Below are 16,084 nucleotides of genomic sequence, written 5' to 3'. Positions count from 1 at the left end.
GGCCCTCTGTCAGGAATCCGCCGAGCGGTCGGTGACGGGCATCATGTCGACGTGCGACAGGAGGCGGTTGATGTTGCGTTCCGTCTCCAGGGAGCCCTCGACGCCGATCGCGGCACCGTCGAGGAGACGCTCCAGCTCCGCGGCCTTCTTCGCGCCCTTGACACCGAGCGCGGCGACGGGGTCCGCGTCCAGCTCGCCCGTCACGTCGATGAGACGCACCACGATGTCGTCGCGCTGGAAGACCGTGCTCCGGTACACCGGGCTCTTCGGGTCCTCCGCCGCGGCTTCGTCCTGGTGGGCGAGCAACCTGGCCAGCTCCATCCCGCAGCCTGGCTTGGCCGGGTAGTAGAGCGCGTGACGGCGCACGTCCTCGGGCGCCTTGCGGCCGGCCGTCACGTGGTGCACGGACGGCAGCGCGGCCCGGGTGAAGAAGACCCGCGCCGAGTCGGGGTCCCTCAGATCCCGGTCCTGCTCCAGGTACGGGTTGATGGCCTCCTCGACCGCCCGTACCTCGGGCTGACGGGCGACGTGACGCAGTGCCGCCATGAGGTCGCCCTCCACCTCCACCGCACGCACGACACGGTTGCCGTGCATGAAGAGGGAGGTGCGCCGCAGCCGTGTGGTGTCGTCGACCTGGGCCTGGGGCGACTCGTACCCGGCGAGGATCTCCGCGACCTTCGACTCGGTACCCGGCTTGACGGTGAAGGTGAGGGCATGGCGTGCCACACCTTCGCCCACCCGGGCCTCGACCTGCATACCCGCCTTGGCCGACTTCTGGCCGTGCGGCTGGGCGGGGCTGGTCTCCCGAAGGATGCTGTAGCGCATCGAGCGGGTGTCCCGGACGCAGTTGTGCATCGGCCGGACCGTCTCGACGTGCTCCTCGCTGTTCACCCAGGCGAGGAAGGGCGGGGCGCTCTCCCATTCGCTGGTGATGAGCCACTGCGAGGGGTTCTCGATCGACTGGCAGAGCTGGTCGCTGAGATGTCCGGGAACGGACGCGACCTGATTGCGCATGTGCTCGTACGCATCGAGGAACTGCTCCTGGGCTCCTTCGTACAGGTCGAGCAGCAGGATCACCCGAAGCCTGGAGCCGTCGAACGCCGATTGCGATATACGTCCCGAAGTAGTCATCCGGCACACCTCTTCTCTTCTTCACGGAAGGTCAGGAACGACCGCCGTGTCCCAAAGACCGGGGTCGCCATGTGCCGATCGTTGACGCGGCCCCCGAGGCGCGCGAGCCCGCCGGTGCGGACGAGTGAACTGTGTGCCATCCGGGTGCCCGGAGCGCGCGATCCTCTCCGCACAGGGCATGGAAACTGATGGCCGTTCAAAGCGGCCGGCATCCCATCCCTGACTCACCTCGCGGGTGACGCTGGAGGCAATCAATGAACCGATTGGAAGAGGCCGGCGTGGTCGGTCAGCACACGCCGGTCCTCATCGTCGGCGGCTCCCTGGTGGGCCTGTCCACCTCGCTGTTCCTGGGCCGGCTTGGTGTGCCCCACCTGCTGGTCGAACGCCATTCGGGCACCTCGATCCATCCGCGCGGACGCGGCAACAACGTGCGCACGATGGAGCTGTTCCGGGTGGCCGGGGTGCAGCGGCGCATCGAGGAGGCGGCGTCGGTCCTGGCGGAGAACCACGGCATCATGCAGACGCCGACACTGGTGGGCGACGCCGGTGAGTGGCTGTTCAAGGAGATCGACCCGGGCGGCGGGCTCGCCCGCTTCAGCCCCGGCGCGTGGTGCCTGTGCAGCCAGAACGACCTGGAGCCGGTGCTGCTGAAGAGCGCCCGGGAACTGGGCGGGGACCTGCGCTTCTCCACCGAGATGCTGTCGTTCGAGCAGGACGCGCACGGGATCACCGCGCAGCTCAAGAGCCGGGAGACGGGCGAGCACAGCACCGTCCGCGCGGACTACCTGGTCGCGGCGGACGGCCCGCGCAGCCCGATCCGCGAGCGGCTCGCCATCGGGCAGAACGGACCGGGTGACCTCTTCCACAACGTGAGCGTCACATTCACCTCCCGGGGCCTCGCGGACGTCGTCGGCGACCGGCGCTTCATCGTCTGCTACCTGACCAACCCGGAGGCCGACGGGGCGCTCCTGCCGGTCGACAACGAGGAGCACTGGGTCTTCCACGCGCCCTGGCACCCCGAACACGGCGAGACCCTGGAGGAGTTCACCGACGAGCGGTGCGCGGACCACATCCGACGCGCCGTGGGCGTGCCCGATCTCGATGTGCGGATCACCGGCAGGGCCGCCTGGCACGCCGCCGAGCGGGTCGCCGAGCGCTACTCGGACGGCAGGGTGTTCCTGGCCGGCGACTCGGCCCACGAGATGTCCCCCACCGGTGCGTTCGGCTCCAACACCGGAATCCAGGACGGGCACAACCTCGCCTGGAAACTGGCCGCGGTGCTGGGCGGCTGGGCGGGCCCCGGACTGCTGAAGTCCTACGACGCCGAGCGCCGCCCGGTCGCGGAGGCGACCAGCGCCCGCGCCTCGTCGCGTTCGGTCGAGCACAGCCACCCCGGGTACATCCCCGCCCCGGGAGCCGCCGGCCCCGGCGGCAAGAAGGGCGGCATCCTCAACGTGGCGCTGGCCTACCGCTATCCGCGCGGCGCGGTCCTGGGCGCCGACCAGTCGGCGCCGATCGTCCCCGACGGCCTGCGCCTGACCGGCGAACCCGGCAGCCGGGCACCGCACATGTGGCTGGACCGCGCCGGCACCCGGGTCTCCACCCTCGACCTGTACGAGCGGTCCATGGTGCTCCTGACCTCGTCGGACAAGTGGCACAGCGCTGCGAAGGACGTCGCCCAGCGGCTGTCCGTCCCGCTCGACGCGTACCGGATCGGCAGCGGCGCCGACGCGGAGCTCTCCCCCGCGAGCGACGCGGACTGGGCGGAGGTGCACGGCGTCACCGAGGACGGAGCGGTGCTGGTCCGCCCCGACGGATTCGTCGCCTGGCGCTCCGAGGGCCCGTCGGCGAGCCCCGAGACGGCACTGCGGGAGGCCCTCACCGCGATCCTGGACCGGGGCTGACGGCTCCGTTGACACCGTGATGTCGACGTCCGCGTCGGCGTAGCGCGCCGGTACCCGTTCCGGGTGAGCCCGAGGGTCTCACCCGGAACGGGTACCCGACCGCCGCTCCTCCTCGCGTGCGCGGCGAGCCTCCTGGCCGCCGTCCAGCCATGCCTTCAGACCACGGTGTCCCCGGTACGTCAGGAGATGGTGGTTGGCGCGGAACAGCGGGCGAAACGGGACCTCGAGTCGGCGGATGAGTGCCTTGCGGGCCACCATGTCCTGCTCGAGGACCGCCCGGCTGCCGGCGCCGTACGGGCGCACGCTCCACCCCGACACACCCTCCAGGTCCCCGCCGACCACCCCGCGCAACACCCTCGACTCCGTGTCCTCGAACGCGCCGGTGATGGTGAGGTCGAGGTCGAACGGCAGCAGCGAGCGCAACAGGAACGCCCCCGACTGGTCATCGACGCGGCGCGCCCGCCGCACTCCGGGCCACCACAGGGGCCAGTCGTCGACCACGCGCAGCACCGCGAACACCTCGTCCGGCGGTCGAGCGAAGTCCCACACGCTTCTGAACCGATAACGATGCAGTTCCATGAACAGCAGTGTGCGGGCGCCCGCGGCGGTGGCGTCAGAGCGCGGAGACCCACGTCACCAGGCGCGCGGAAGCGCGACCCGTCACCCGGCGCCGCTCCCCGGAGCACCATGGGGCGCGGACATGTCCGCCAGGTTCCCACTCCGCAGCTGCCGTCCGTCGTCGGGGAGTTGGCACGACCGGAGTCACTGAGGCTGCGTCGCCCCTGCGCACCGCGCCACAACAAGGGTGTGCTGCCGCCCGCAAGAGTGGCATGTGCACCGCGGCGGCGTGGCCGCCGACACCCACCTCCCGGGCTTCACCTGGCACGAAGGGTATCCACAACACTGCAAGGAGATCACCGTGGAATCGCGTCTCAACTTCTTCGGCAACCCGCTCGCGGGGAAGGTGCTCAAGCACATCAACTCCGCCAACAAGGTGATCGCGGACTCGACGCTCCCGGCCGCGACCCAGGAGCTGGTGAAGATCCGCTCCAGCCAGATCAACGGCTGCGGTTTCTGCACCGACATGCACACCAAGGACGCCGCGCACGCCGGGGAGACCGCGCAGTGCCTCCACCTGGTCGCGGCCTGGCGGGAGGCCACGGTCTTCACCGACGCCGAGCGCGCCGCCCTGGAGCTGACCGAGCAGGGCACCCGCATCGCCGACGCGGCCGGCGGGGTCACGGACGAGGCCTGGGCGAACGCCGCCAAGCACTACGACGAGGACCAGCTCGCCGCGCTGGTCTCCCTCATCGCAGTCATCAACGCCTACAACCGCGTGAACGTCATCGTTCAGCAGCCGGCCGGCGACTACCAGCCCGGCCAGTTCGGCTGACCGACCCCCCGCCCGGCCCGCACAGTCCGCCGCCGCGCGCCCGACCCATGGCGCGGAGACGGACCGCCACCACCCACGACGGCGGGCGGGCCGTGCGGAGGACTTCGCCACCCCGCAGCCCGGGGCGCCATCGGCGGACCCGGACTTCACGAGCCGAGAGGGACCATGCCCCGCACTACCGCCGCACGCTTCGTGGACCGTGTCGCAATCGTCTCAGGGCGGGGTCGGGCATCGGCCGAGCCATCTCGTGTCTAGAGCTCGTCCGATCTCAACGCAGTCCGGCATCCCCCCGCGCCCCACTCACTGTGGGCACCTCTCATGCGCGGCGGGAACGACGGGAACGATCCCTGAAAGCAGGCGCTGTGACCGATTCGCCTCTCGCGCAACTGCGGCCGATGCCGACCGACTGGCAACGTGCACTGGCCGTGGTGGCCCATCCTGAGGATCTCGAGTACGGGTGCTCGGCCGCTGTCGCGGCCTGGATCCAGGACGGCCGTGAGATCGCCTACGTCCTCGCCACCCGCGGCGAAGCGGGCATCGACACGCTGGCACCGGCCGAGGCCGGACCGCTGAGGGAAAGGGAGCAGCGTGCCAGTGCCGCCGCCGTCGGGGTCCCCGCGGTGGAGTTCCTCGACCACCGGGACGGCACGGTCGAGTACCGCATCTCCCTGCGCCGCGACATCGCCGCTGCCATCCGCCGTCACCGGCCCGAGCTGCTGATCACTCTGAACCATCATGAGACCTGGGGTTCGGGTGTCTGGAACACCCCGGATCACGTGGCCGTCGGGCGCGCCGCCCTCGACGCGGCGGCGGACGCGGGCAACCGCTGGATCTTCTTTGAACTGGCCGAGCAGGAGCTGCGCCCCTGGAACGGCGTGCGATGGGTCGCCGTCGCCAACTCCCCGAACCCCACCCACGCGGTACGTGCGGACCGGGGCCTCGAACGGGCGGTGCAGTCGCTGCTTCAACATCGCACGTACATCGAGGTGTTGGCGACGAGGACCCCGAGACCTACACGCGCCGCTTCCTGAGGGACAGCACCGGCGAGCACAGTGCGCGGTTCGGCGGGAAGCCGGCCGTCGTCTGCGAATTGTTCAGCCGCTGAGCGTGGCGCGACGGCCGTGGTCCGGGTTCAGTGACTGACCGAGGCGACCTCGGTGATCGCGGACAGGTGTCCCTCCCTGCGGCAGAAGAGGCCGGGGGTCACTCGGCCGTCAGTGGTGCATGAGCAGCATGTTGACCGTGCCCAGGGCCATCGATCCGTGCCAGAAGTGGGTGTACGGCGCCCTGGTACCGGTGGAGCTGTCCGCGGTGCCCGGAGCTCCGCGCAGCATGGGCATGTCCCGGGTCAACGACCGCAGAGCGCACGCGAGGAGGTACAGCGCCAGCACTCCGGTGACCACGCCGCCGGCCTTCGGCCCCTTGGAGTGACCGAGGTGCGTCATCCAGGCCATCGCGGCCATGCCGGCCGCGTACGGCAACCTCCGTGCGACGTCGGTCAGTTCGAACTGCCGTTGACGGCTGACGGCGGTCAGCGGGAACCACAGTGCGGCGGCTGTGAAGAAGGTCGTCGGCGCCTCCGGCAGCATGCCGCCCCCGTTCCACGGCTTCACCGCCATGGCCAGGGCCATGACGGTGTGCAGAAGGTGGTCGCCTCGGTCGCGCTGCTCCGGTTCCTCCTCATCGACCACTTCGAGCATGGGCCTGCCCGGCGCACACATCATGGTCACGACGAACCGGGTCCGCGCGTCGGCCGGCGCGTTGCCGTCTGCTCGGGCGCCGATACGCGACAGCGGTGACCATCGCCCGAGGTCGGCAGCCTCTCCCCCATCGCTCAAGATCCTCCAGAGGAGGCGCGCCCCGCTGAGGCAGCTTGTAGCATGGTGCTGCACTTCTGGAGGACATCTATGCGCGCCAGGGATGACGCAGACTCTCTCGACCAGGCAACGAGGGAATTCATGGCGGCGCGTCCCCACCTCTTCGGCATCGCCTACCGCGTGCTGGGCAGTGTCGTGGAAGCCGAGGACATCGTCCAGGATGCGTGGCTGCGCTGGCAGAACACCAACCGTGCCGACATCGTGGAGCCGACCGCGTTTCTGGCCACGATCACGTCCCGTCTGGCGATCAACCTGGCCCAGTCGGCACCGAAGCGACGTGAGTCGTACATCGGGCCGTGGCTGCCGGAGCCGGTCGACACACGCGTGGATCCGCAGCTCGGTGCGGAACGAGCGGAGGCGCTCGACATGGCGGTTCTTCACCTCATGGAGAAATTGAACCCTGTGGAACGGGCGGCCTACGTTCTGCGGGAGGCCTTCGACTACCCGTACAAGCGGATCGCGGACATGTTGGAGACGAGCGAAGCCAATACACGCCAGTTGGTGAGCCGTGCCCGGAAACGTCTGTCGGCGGAACGCAGGGAGCCCGTGAGTCCTGCCGCCCACCGGCGGCTGCTGGAGGTGTTCCTCTCCGCGGCGCAGACCGGCAACCTGTCGGTCCTCGAGGACGTTCTCACTGCGGACGTGGTCAGCTACAGCGACGGTGGAGGGATGCGCGGAGCATCCAGGATTCCGGTCGTCGGACGTTCTCATGTCTCCAAGTACCTCGCCGCCTTCGCCCCACGTTTCTGGCCCCAGACGGAGGTTCGCTGGGTGGAGGCCAACGGCAGGCCGGCCGTCCTTGTCTCGGCCGATGGAAACAGCGTGGCCCTGTTGTCCGTCGATGTGTCGGAGCGAGGCATCGAACGCATCATGTGGGTCCTGAATCCGGCGAAACTGGCACCCTACGTGGCCTCGCTGGACAGCTGAGGCAACTCGGCGATCGGTGCTGCGCCGGAGCCACCCGCCGGCGTCACAAGAGCGGTGACTTGTCGGTCAACTCGTTGTCCGGAAGCTCGGATTCTCTGAGACGCGACGGTAGATCACAGACATGACGCCTTTCTCAGTTGCTTCTACCCGTTCGTCCGTGTCCTGGAGCACTGACGGAGTCGCGCGGTGAACGACCAGTTCCGGTTGCCCGGTCTGTCCACCGACAAGGACTTCGACGGCGATTCTTTGCGCCCATCTCCACCACGACGGTGACGGTGAGCGGTGGGACAGCGGCTCATGGCCGAGCCTCCGGGAGGGCCCGCTCGGACGACGGAGGCCCCTACCCGAGGATGGCACGGCAGGGAACGCCGACCACCATCCCGCTGGCTTCTTGATGCAGTCCCGGAGATACGACCAAGAGACCCGCGGTGTTGTGACAGCCGCCGCGCGGTCCGATGGGCGACCCTTTCGATGCGACTGGGACGTACCCCTGGACGACGTCCTGCCATGACACCCCGATGGCGCCGAGCGTGTCACAGATACTTCGGCGGCCCGGTCGTAGTGAGTGACAATCCCTCGGCGATCGGAGTAAACCGTGGCTATCACCGAACAACGCATTTCCACCATGGTGCTGGTGATCGGCACCGGAGGGGCCGGGCTGCGAGCGGCGATCGAGCTGGCCGAGGCCGGCGTCGACGTCCTGGCGGTCGGCAAGCGTCCCAAGGAGGACGCCCATACCGCGCTCGCCGCTGGGGGAATCAACGCCGCCCTGGCCACCATGGATCCCGAGGACAGCTGGCAGCAGCACGCCGCCGACACTCTCAAGGAGAGTTATCTGCTGGCCGACCCTCGCACCGTCGAGATCGTCACCCAGGGCGCCGCCCGGGGCATCGACGACCTGGACCGCTACGGCATGGCCTTCGCCCGGGAGGAGGACGGCCGGATCTCCCAGCGCTTCTTCGGCGCGCACAAGTATCGGCGGACCGCCTTCGCCGGTGACTACACCGGTCTGGAGATCCAGCGCACGCTGATCAGACGGGCGGGCCAGCTCGACATTCCGGTGCTCGACGGCGTCTACATCACCCGGCTCCTGGTACACGACGGCGCCGTCTTCGGCGCCTACGGGTTCGACCTCACGAACGGGAAGCGCTACCTGATCCACGCGGACGCGGTCATTCTTGCCGCGGGCGGCCATACGCGTATCTGGCGGCGTACCTCCTCGCGGCGCGACGAGAACACGGGCGATTCCTTCCGCCTGGCGGTGGAGGCCGGGGCCCGTCTGCGCGACGCCGAGCTGGTGCAGTTCCATCCTTCCGGGATCATCGAGCCGGAGAACGCGGCCGGAACCCTGGTCAGCGAGGCCGCCCGGGGTGAGGGCGGGATCCTGCGCAACGCCCTGGGGGAACGGTTCATGAGCCGTTACGACCCCGTCCGGATGGAGCTGTCCACCCGCGACCGCGTGGCGCTGGCCTCCTACACGGAGATCAAGGAAGGGCGCGGCACGCCCAAGGGAGGCGTGTGGCTCGACGTCTCGCACCTGCCACGGCACACGATCATGACGCGGCTGCCCCGGGTCTACCAGACACTCCTGGACCTGCAGATGCTGGACATCACCCGCGAACCGATCGAGATCGCGCCCACCGCGCACTACTCGATGGGCGGGGTGTGGGTGCGTCCCGAGGACCACAGCACCGATGTGCGTGGCCTGTACGCCATCGGTGAGGCGTCGAGCGGCCTGCACGGCGCCAATCGCCTCGGCGGGAACAGTCTCATCGAGCTGCTGGTCTTCGGCCGCATCACGGGCCGGGCGGCGGCCGCCTACTCGCAGTCGCTGACCGCGCAACCGCGGTCGGCGTCGGCCATCGCGGAGGCCCGCGCGGAGATCGACGACCTTCTCGTCGCCGACGGGCCGGAGAACGTCCGTGCCCTGCAGCGCGCCATCCGCAACACCATGACCGAGCACGCCGGAGTCGTACGCGACGAGGAGGGCCTGCGCGCCGGGCTGGCGGAACTCTCGGTGATCGAGAAGAGGATGGCGGACATCGGAGTCCACCCGGACATCGCCGGCTATCAGGACCTCGCGCACACCTTTGATCTCAAATCCGCCGCCCTGGCCGCCCGGGTCACTCTCGAGTCGGCCCTGGAACGTCGTGAGACGCGTGGCTGTCACAACCGCAGCGACTACCCCGAACCGGATCCCGCCCTGCGGGTCAATCTCGTGTGGTCCCCGACGACGGGCATCACTCGCGAAAGCATTCCGGCCGTCCCGGACGAGATTTCCGCGCTGATGGAGGAGGTCTCGACCGACGGGAAACTTGCCGAATGACCTGCCACGTCCGACCGGGCCGTCGAGGGCCGATGGGAGGAATCTTCTCGATTCCTCCGAACCGGCTGTCACAAAGAGAGCCACTGCCCTGTCTCTTCTGATGCAGACGAAATTTGTCCAGGAAAACTTCCGAAAGGATCCGTCATGAAGGTGGTAGTGATCGGTGGAACCGGGCTCATCGGCTCTCAGCTGGTCGGCAAGCTCGACGCGCACGGGCACGACGCGGTCGCTGCCGCGCCCAGCACCGGCGTCAACACCCTGACGGGCGAGGGTCTGGCCGAGGTCCTGGAGGGCGCCTCGGTCGTCGTCGACGTGTCCAACTCCCCCTCTTTCGAGGACGAGGCCGTCATGGACTTCTTCCGCGCCTCCACGGCCAACCTCCTGAAGGCGGAGGCCGACGCCGGCGTGCAGCACCACGTGGCGCTGTCCGTGGTCGGCACCGAGCGTCTCCAGGGGAGCGGTTACTTCCGTGCCAAGCAGGCCCAGGAAGAACTGATCAAGGCGTCCGGCATGCCGTACTCCATCGTCCACGCCACGCAGTTCTTCGAGTTCGCAAAGGGGCTCGCCGACGGGGTCACCGACGGCGACACCGTGCGTCTGCCCGCCGGGAAGATCCGGCCCATCGTCTCCGACGACGTGGCCGCGGCCGTCGGCCGCACCGCGGTCGGCTCCCCGGTCAACGGCGTGGTGGAGGTCGCGGGCCCGGAGACGTTCGAGCTCGAGGAGTTCATCCGCATGGGACTCGCCGCCAAGAACGACACCCGCAAGATCGTCACTGACCCGAAGGCCACGTACTGGGGTGCCGAGCTGCAGGATGCCACGCTCCTGCCGGGTCCGGACGCGCACATCGCCGAGACCAGGTTCGCCGACTGGCTCGCACAGCAGTAGGTCCCGCGGGTGGCCCCTGTCAGCAGGCGGGGGCCACCTCTTTTCTTCGGCCACAGGTCACGATCCCGGCTTGCGCGTCCGGGCTAGCGACGAACTCGACCCCCACGCTCCCGCAGAACCGCGGATACGCGGTCGCCAGATCGGCCACGCGGGCACGGCCCAGCACCGGAACACGAGCCGCGCTGCGGCGAACCCTCAGTGCCTTTGAGCCGCTGTTGCGTGCCCCGGCGGCCGCAGCGTCGACGGGATCGAGCGGATCGGCGGTTGCGGAGCACGGTCAGGTCGCGCCCCCGGCCGCCCCGCGGGCAGGCGTCTCCTCCCCCGAATCCACGGACGCCGCCACCCCCTCCGCGGCGCCCACAGCTCGCAAGGCCAGGAGCGGCAAGACCACGGAATGTCCCGTTTCCGCCGATACCGGCACGGACACGGAGGGACCGAAGCGGTACGGCAAGCTCACCGAACAGATCATGGAGTACTTCGCCGAAGTCGGCGACCGCGACGTGCGGGCCCGCGATGTCGCCGCGGCTCTCGGCCGTGACACCGACAGCGGGAGCATCAAAGCGGTCCGCGGCACGCTCGATCGCCTCGTCGGCACGCACCGCGTCCAGCGAACCGGCCGAGGCCTCTCCCGCGCTCCGCGTTCCTGAGCGGTATCCCACGAGTCGGAGCGCAGGGGGCGGTGGCTCGTCGGGTCGAGTCGCATGCCGAGCACATTGAGCACACGGTGGGTCAGCCCGACGTCCCGAAGATCACGGCGACGCACACCGTGATCATCGCCGCGGTGATCAGGATCATCGCTATCAGCGTTCCCCGCAGCCATCGGCCGAAGCGGAGGTGATGTTGCCCTTCCACCAGGCTGATGCGAGCGGCGATGTGATCAGTCACCATGCCGGCAACGTAGTTCTGCTCTTCGAGATACCACCGCTCGATATCCCTCTTCTGCCCATCGGTCAGCCCCGCCGTCCGCGCGGTGAAATCCGCCACGCGCCGATGTGCCGCTTCGAGATGCGACTCCCGGTACAGGAAGTCTTCGATGTCGTTCAGGCCGCGTGCGGCCTCCTTGCTCGCATCCATGGTGTACCTCCAGAGAGCGTTGAGAGGACCAGTCACCGCGATACCGAGTCGGACAGGTGGCCCGGATGATCTGGTCCTCTGTGGCGGCGGCCCCTCCTATGGACGGGACCACTCGTCCGTCTGTGACATCCGCCGTCGGGAGCCGACGGCGTTCGGTGAAGCCGCCGGCCTGTTGTCGCTCATGCGGCCGCGTTGTCACTCGCCCGGCTCTCGCCGGAACGCTCCGGATCCGCGCTCGTGACGAACGCGTCCCGGGGGTGCTGCACGGAGGCGAGGGAGACAAGATCACGGCCGAACACGGCAGCCGTGAGCCAGACCATGAGAACCCGGACCTTGCGCTCCCAGGAAGGCACGGCCAGGACGTGATAACCCCGGTGCATCAGCCAGGCGGGAAGTCCCTTGACGACAAGGCTCTTGTACTGGAAGACGCCCTGCCCCAGCCCCAGGGTCGCCACCACTCCGAGACTGCTGTGGCGGTAGTTCCGGATCCTTCCCCCGCGCAGGTCGGCCGCGATGTTCTTGGCGAGGAGCCTGCCCTGCCGCACGGCATGCTGCGCGTTCGGTACCGTGCGAGCCCGCGGCACGGGCGAAGCCAGATCGGGAACGGCCGCGTCGTCACCGGCCGCCCACACGTCCGGCACAGGCTCGCTGTCGGTGCCGACTCGCAGGTCGGGCCGGACCACGAGCAGGCCCCGCTCGTCGACCGGGAGATCGGTGTGGTTGTGCACGGTGGGGTTCGAGGCGTTGCCGGCAGCCCAGACGATCAGCGCCGAGTCGAACTCCTCTCCGTTGGACAGCACGACGTGCCCGTCCGTGGCGGAGAGGAGTTGTGTGTTCAGGTGGACGTGCGCGCCACGGCGTTCCAGGGAGCGCACCACCCAAGCACCGGGCTTGTCGCCCACTTCGGGGAGGATGCGGCCACGAGCCTCGACCAAGTGGAAGGACAGGTCGTCGATGCTCAGCTCCGGATATGACCTGAGCATCGCGGTCGCCAGGGACAGCAGTTCACCGAAGCCTTCGACGCCGGAGAACCCGCCGCCCACGAACGTGACGGTGAGCAGCCTCCGTCGCTCGGCGCCGGGCGGCAGTGACGCCGCTTGATCGAATGCCGTCATGAGGCGATCGCGGATGGCCACCGCCTCTTCCACGTGCTTCAGGCCGATCGCCTGCTGTGCAAGCCCGGGGATGGGGAAGGTGCGGGTCACGGCGCCGGCGGTGACCACGAGGATGTCGTAACTCAGTTCGTAGTCGGCTCCGTTCACCGGGCGGACGACGACCCTCCGGTCTGCGTCACGGATCTCGACCGCGCTCCCCGCTACCAGCCGGGTGCGGCGCAGATGCCGCCGCAAGGACACCGCGGCATGACGCGCTTCGACCGATCCGGCCGTCACCTCCGGCAGAAAGGGCTGATAGGTCATGTAGGGACGGGGATCGACAACCGTCACCCGCGCCTCACCCGCGCGCAGCCTCTTCTCCAGGCCCCATGCCGCGTAGAAGCCTGCGTAGCCGCCGCCGATGATCACAATCTCACGCATGATTCCCTCTGCCTGTTGGTCGACACCACATAGACAGGGCGGGGCGGGCTCGTGTGACAGACGACGGTGGCGAAAAGCGGTCTTCGGAGCGGCATGCTCGACCCCGAAGCCGGAACATTCCGCGCGAAAAGGGCCCCCGCAGGCTCTCGCCTGCGAAGACCCTTCGCACCGTCGGGACGACAGGATTTGAACCTGCGACCCCTTGACCCCCAGTCAAGTGCGCTACCAAGCTGCGCCACGTCCCGGTGCGTTCACCGCGGTGTTCCGCGTGATCCTGCAGGTGAACCCTACCGCACGTGAGGGGGCGGCCCCGCACACGCGGAGGTACGGCGGGTGCGGGGGCGCTGGTCACGGCGCGGCGCGAGCCGCGTCAGCCGGACCTACCTCTTGCCGTCGGCGAGCTTCCACTCCCGATGCAGTGTGCCCAGGGGGATGGCGTGCTGGATGACGGGGGTGCCGAAGACGGCCAGCTGGATCTGGAGGGTGCCGCTCAGATCGAGGCCGCCGTAGAGGGCCCAGGAACCACTCGCCGCGACGTCGGACTTGGTGCCGGAGCCGGCCGGGGTGGTCGCGGTGACCGTGCCCGCCGCCTCACCGCGGAGGTACGGGGCGAGGTCGGCGGTGACGCCCACGGCGCCGTACAGGCCGACGGTGGCCTGTGCGCCGAGGGCCGCCTTCACGCTTCCGGCGGTCGTGACGGACGTACGGATCGGAGAGCTGTCCATGTGGGACTCGTTGACCGGTGTCCAGCCGGCCGCCGTGCCGAAGGTGCCGCCCGCCTTGAAGTCGCCCTTGAGGTCCTGTGCGACGTCGACGGTGACGCGGCCGTCGCCGCTGATCTCGAAGTAGCAGGTCAGGTCGAGGTTCACGACGACGGGGATGGGGCCGACCTGGAGAACCGGGTCGGCGTGCAGCCTCGCGAACGGCAGCCGGACCGGCTTGGCGGTGGCGCCGGCGCGCCCCTTGAGCGCCCACTGCGAGGTCCAGTCGCCGGAGACGCCGAGGTAGGCCGCCCCCGGTCCGGAAGCGGTGGAACCGTCGGAGGCGGTCGCGGCGGTCGAGGCGCCGCCTCCGTAGGAGAAGTCCACCTCGGGCTTGACCTGGACGAAGCCGGACACGGATGCGTCCGCCGAGGCCGGTGCCCCCTCGGCCGTGGCGACCTTCGTCGCGACATCGACCCGCAGGCTGCCGAGCGGGACCTTCGTCCCCTCGGGACCGGAGTGGATGTCTCCCGTCTTCGCCCAGGAGACCTTCACGTCGGGCAGCAGCCGCTCGACATCGAAGGAGGCCGGGTCGACCGGGACGGTGCCCTTCGCGTCGTCGTCGCCCAGCAGCGTGTCCAGGGTCGTCGGAGCGGTCTGGACCTCGGTGCCGTCGGCCGTCTCACCGATCACCTTGGTGACCTTGGCGAGGAGTCCGCCCGGGGCGCCGGGCGCGGGGGCGCTGGCGATGACGTCGCCGACGGCGGTGCGGCCCGGCGTCGCGGTGCCTGCGGGGGTCGGGGTCCCGGTCGGGGACGGCAATGAAGTCCCCTTGGCGACAGTGGATATGACGGCTCGTCGGGTGTGGCTGTCGTACGACTTCACCTTGAGCGAGGTCTTGCGAGCCTTCCCGCCGGCCGTACCGGGGCGCGCGACGGCGGTCGAGGTGGCCGCCACCGCGGGGGCGGCGGCGACGGCGAGCGGTTGGTCGCTGTTCGCGGTCGTGGTCGCGGATGCGCCGGCGTCCGGGGTCCGTGCGGCGGCGGAGCTCTGGCCGGGTTCCGCGGAGCAGCCGGCGGCGAGGAAGAGGGCGGAGGCGGCGAGCGCGGGCACGAGGGCGCGCGAGGGCCGCTTGCGGATGCGCAAGATCAGTCCTGAGGGGGGTGGGGGTGGCATGCGATTACCAGCGAGTAACTAGATGTGAGCATGCCATGAAGACGTGAAGCCCTGCTTCACGTTTCCACCCCCTCCAGGGTGATGTACGCCACGATCACGCATCGAGAGCCGCCGATAACCTCACCAACTCACCCGCATGTCATGTCATTTGACGGTGCATCACGCATTGGGGTCGAACGGGATGCCGGCCGGCTTCGCCTTCTCCAGGTGGTAGTTGAAGTTGCCGTCCTTGAGGCCGAAGACGGCACTGCCGAAGTCGTAGGCGCTCAGCTTGTCGCGCAGACCGGCGGGGTAGCCGTTCCAGCCGACCAGGTCGGGGAACTGCCAGGCGTGGTAGTGGTTCTCCGGCGGTTCGTCGTTCGAGTTCGCGGGACGGAAGCAGTGGGTGCTCAGACCGTCCTTGTGATAGACGACCTTGGGGTGCGTCCCGTCCCAACGGATCTGGTCTCGGCCGTAGATGTTGAAGTTGCCGTGGGCGGAGGTGGAGACGTACTGGGCCTCGTTGTTCTGCACCCACACCACGACGTGTTCCCAGTCGTTGCGGTGCCCGCCGAGGCCGCTGCCGAGCACGGCCTGGTCCTTCTCGAAGTAGAGGCCGTACATGATGGCGCACCAGCCGTTGTTGCACTTCTCGCGCGAGTAGCCGTTGGTGTTGTCGAGGTCCGAGGCGTCGTGGCACTGGCCGTTGAGGGCGCCGGACGGGTTGAGGCCCGGGTTGATCGTCCCGTCGGGGCCGATGGCGGGGGTGGGGTAGCAGCCGTCCGTGTCGTAGTCGAAGGCAGGCTGGAACGTCTGCTCCAGTCCGTCCGCGTTGGCGGGCAGTGCCTGGGGCGGGGCGGCGAGGGCGCTGCCGGGGAAGGCGACGACCAGGGCGACCGCACTGCCGAGGATGAACGAGACCTTGCGGATGCGCGAGCTTCTCTTCACTGCGTCCTCCTGATCGACCGCGATGTGGGGGTGGGCCGGGCACACCCGGTCGAGTTGGCATGCCCAGATCACCATTCCCCCTCTCGTCGACAACGCAAGCGTCAGGGGGTGTCTGAGTGATGAATGATGAAGGACCAACCAACGGAAACGGAGGCAGAGTTGGGCGACGGCTCCCACCCGGCAGCCGGGACATGGGACGGGCGTGAGGAGGCGGTGTTGCGAGTG

At 69.1% G+C, this 16,084-nt stretch carries 13 protein-coding genes, 1 tRNA gene and 1 pseudogene; 7 read left to right on the top strand and 8 right to left on the bottom strand.

The genetic code is table 11. The features are described from left to right. Positions 1 to 9: 9 nt before the first annotated feature. Positions 10 to 1,131, bottom strand: a complete 1,122-nt coding sequence (locus tag AAFF41_RS41540) for a SchA/CurD-like domain-containing protein (protein WP_319749212.1) — start codon at positions 1,129 to 1,131, stop codon at positions 10 to 12. A 254-nt stretch (positions 1,132 to 1,385) separates the two neighbouring features. On the opposite strand from AAFF41_RS41540, the gene AAFF41_RS41535 reads away from it, so the two are divergent. Further along, positions 1,386 to 3,035, top strand: a complete 1,650-nt coding sequence (locus AAFF41_RS41535; RefSeq protein ID WP_319749213.1) for an FAD-dependent oxidoreductase — start codon at positions 1,386 to 1,388, stop codon at positions 3,033 to 3,035. Positions 3,036 to 3,113: 78 nt separating this feature from the next. Here AAFF41_RS41535 and AAFF41_RS41530 read toward each other — a convergent pair whose 3' ends face one another. Next, positions 3,114 to 3,614: an SRPBCC family protein gene (locus AAFF41_RS41530; protein ID WP_343325674.1), complete on the bottom strand. Its 501-nt coding sequence runs from the start codon at positions 3,612 to 3,614 to the stop codon at positions 3,114 to 3,116. Positions 3,615 to 3,954: 340 nt separating this feature from the next. Here AAFF41_RS41530 and AAFF41_RS41525 point away from each other — a divergent pair, with 340 nt between their 5' ends. Together AAFF41_RS41525 and AAFF41_RS41520 are read left to right on the top strand one after the other, a co-directional pair. Then, positions 3,955 to 4,428, top strand: coding sequence for a carboxymuconolactone decarboxylase family protein (locus AAFF41_RS41525; RefSeq protein WP_343325673.1), 474 nt, complete (start codon positions 3,955 to 3,957; stop codon positions 4,426 to 4,428). 395 nt (positions 4,429 to 4,823) lie between these two features. Next, positions 4,824 to 5,533: pseudogene (locus AAFF41_RS41520) on the top strand (PIG-L deacetylase family protein). A 109-nt stretch (positions 5,534 to 5,642) separates the two neighbouring features. On the opposite strand, the gene AAFF41_RS41515 reads toward AAFF41_RS41520, so the two are convergent. Then, entirely contained in the window at positions 5,643 to 6,266 is a 624-nt protein-coding gene (locus AAFF41_RS41515; RefSeq protein ID WP_425526204.1) for a DUF5134 domain-containing protein, read from the bottom strand. Between the two features lie 69 nt (positions 6,267 to 6,335). Between AAFF41_RS41515 and AAFF41_RS41505 the strand changes: the two genes are divergently transcribed. The 4 genes from AAFF41_RS41505 (at position 6,336) to AAFF41_RS41490 (ending at position 11,093) form a co-directional block, all read left to right on the top strand. Then, positions 6,336 to 7,232, top strand: coding sequence for an RNA polymerase sigma-70 factor (locus AAFF41_RS41505; protein WP_319749249.1), 897 nt, complete (start codon positions 6,336 to 6,338; stop codon positions 7,230 to 7,232). A gap of 625 nt (positions 7,233 to 7,857) precedes the next feature. Beyond that, positions 7,858 to 9,558: an FAD-binding protein gene (locus AAFF41_RS41500; RefSeq protein ID WP_343326438.1), complete on the top strand. Its 1,701-nt coding sequence runs from the start codon at positions 7,858 to 7,860 to the stop codon at positions 9,556 to 9,558. 144 nt (positions 9,559 to 9,702) lie between these two features. After that, positions 9,703 to 10,446 carry an SDR family oxidoreductase gene (locus tag AAFF41_RS41495; protein WP_319749217.1) on the top strand — a complete coding sequence of 248 codons (744 nt, stop codon included), beginning with the start codon at positions 9,703 to 9,705 and terminating at the stop codon, positions 10,444 to 10,446. Positions 10,447 to 10,661: 215 nt separating this feature from the next. After that, positions 10,662 to 11,093 (top strand): hypothetical protein, encoded by a 432-nt coding sequence (locus AAFF41_RS41490; RefSeq protein ID WP_343325672.1) that lies wholly within the window; start codon positions 10,662 to 10,664, stop codon positions 11,091 to 11,093. Positions 11,094 to 11,175: 82 nt separating this feature from the next. On the opposite strand, the gene AAFF41_RS41485 is transcribed toward AAFF41_RS41490, so the two are convergent. The 5 genes from AAFF41_RS41485 to AAFF41_RS41465 all read right to left on the bottom strand — a co-directional run bounded on the left by AAFF41_RS41485 (position 11,176) and on the right by AAFF41_RS41465 (position 15,859). Continuing rightward, positions 11,176 to 11,520, bottom strand: coding sequence for a hypothetical protein (locus tag AAFF41_RS41485; RefSeq protein WP_319749220.1), 345 nt, complete (start codon positions 11,518 to 11,520; stop codon positions 11,176 to 11,178). A gap of 179 nt (positions 11,521 to 11,699) precedes the next feature. After that, a complete protein-coding gene (locus tag AAFF41_RS41480) occupies positions 11,700 to 13,055 on the bottom strand; it encodes an NAD(P)/FAD-dependent oxidoreductase (protein ID WP_319749221.1) in 1,356 nt (451 codons plus the stop codon). A 171-nt stretch (positions 13,056 to 13,226) separates the two neighbouring features. After that, positions 13,227 to 13,300: transfer RNA gene (locus AAFF41_RS41475), tRNA-Pro, on the bottom strand. Between the two features lie 135 nt (positions 13,301 to 13,435). After that, positions 13,436 to 14,896: a hypothetical protein gene (locus AAFF41_RS41470; protein WP_343326437.1), complete on the bottom strand. Its 1,461-nt coding sequence runs from the start codon at positions 14,894 to 14,896 to the stop codon at positions 13,436 to 13,438. Positions 14,897 to 15,091: 195 nt separating this feature from the next. Continuing rightward, on the bottom strand, positions 15,092 to 15,859 hold the full coding sequence (locus AAFF41_RS41465; protein ID WP_343325671.1) for an NPP1 family protein: 768 nt from the start codon (positions 15,857 to 15,859) through the stop codon (positions 15,092 to 15,094). Positions 15,860 to 16,084 lie beyond the last annotated feature (225 nt).

It is taken from the genome of Streptomyces mirabilis (assembly GCF_039503195.1).
Classification (GTDB): domain Bacteria; phylum Actinomycetota; class Actinomycetes; order Streptomycetales; family Streptomycetaceae; genus Streptomyces; species Streptomyces mirabilis_D.
The sequence above is the reverse complement of the archived record's forward strand: the minus strand, read 5'-3'. Positions and strand labels throughout refer to the sequence as shown.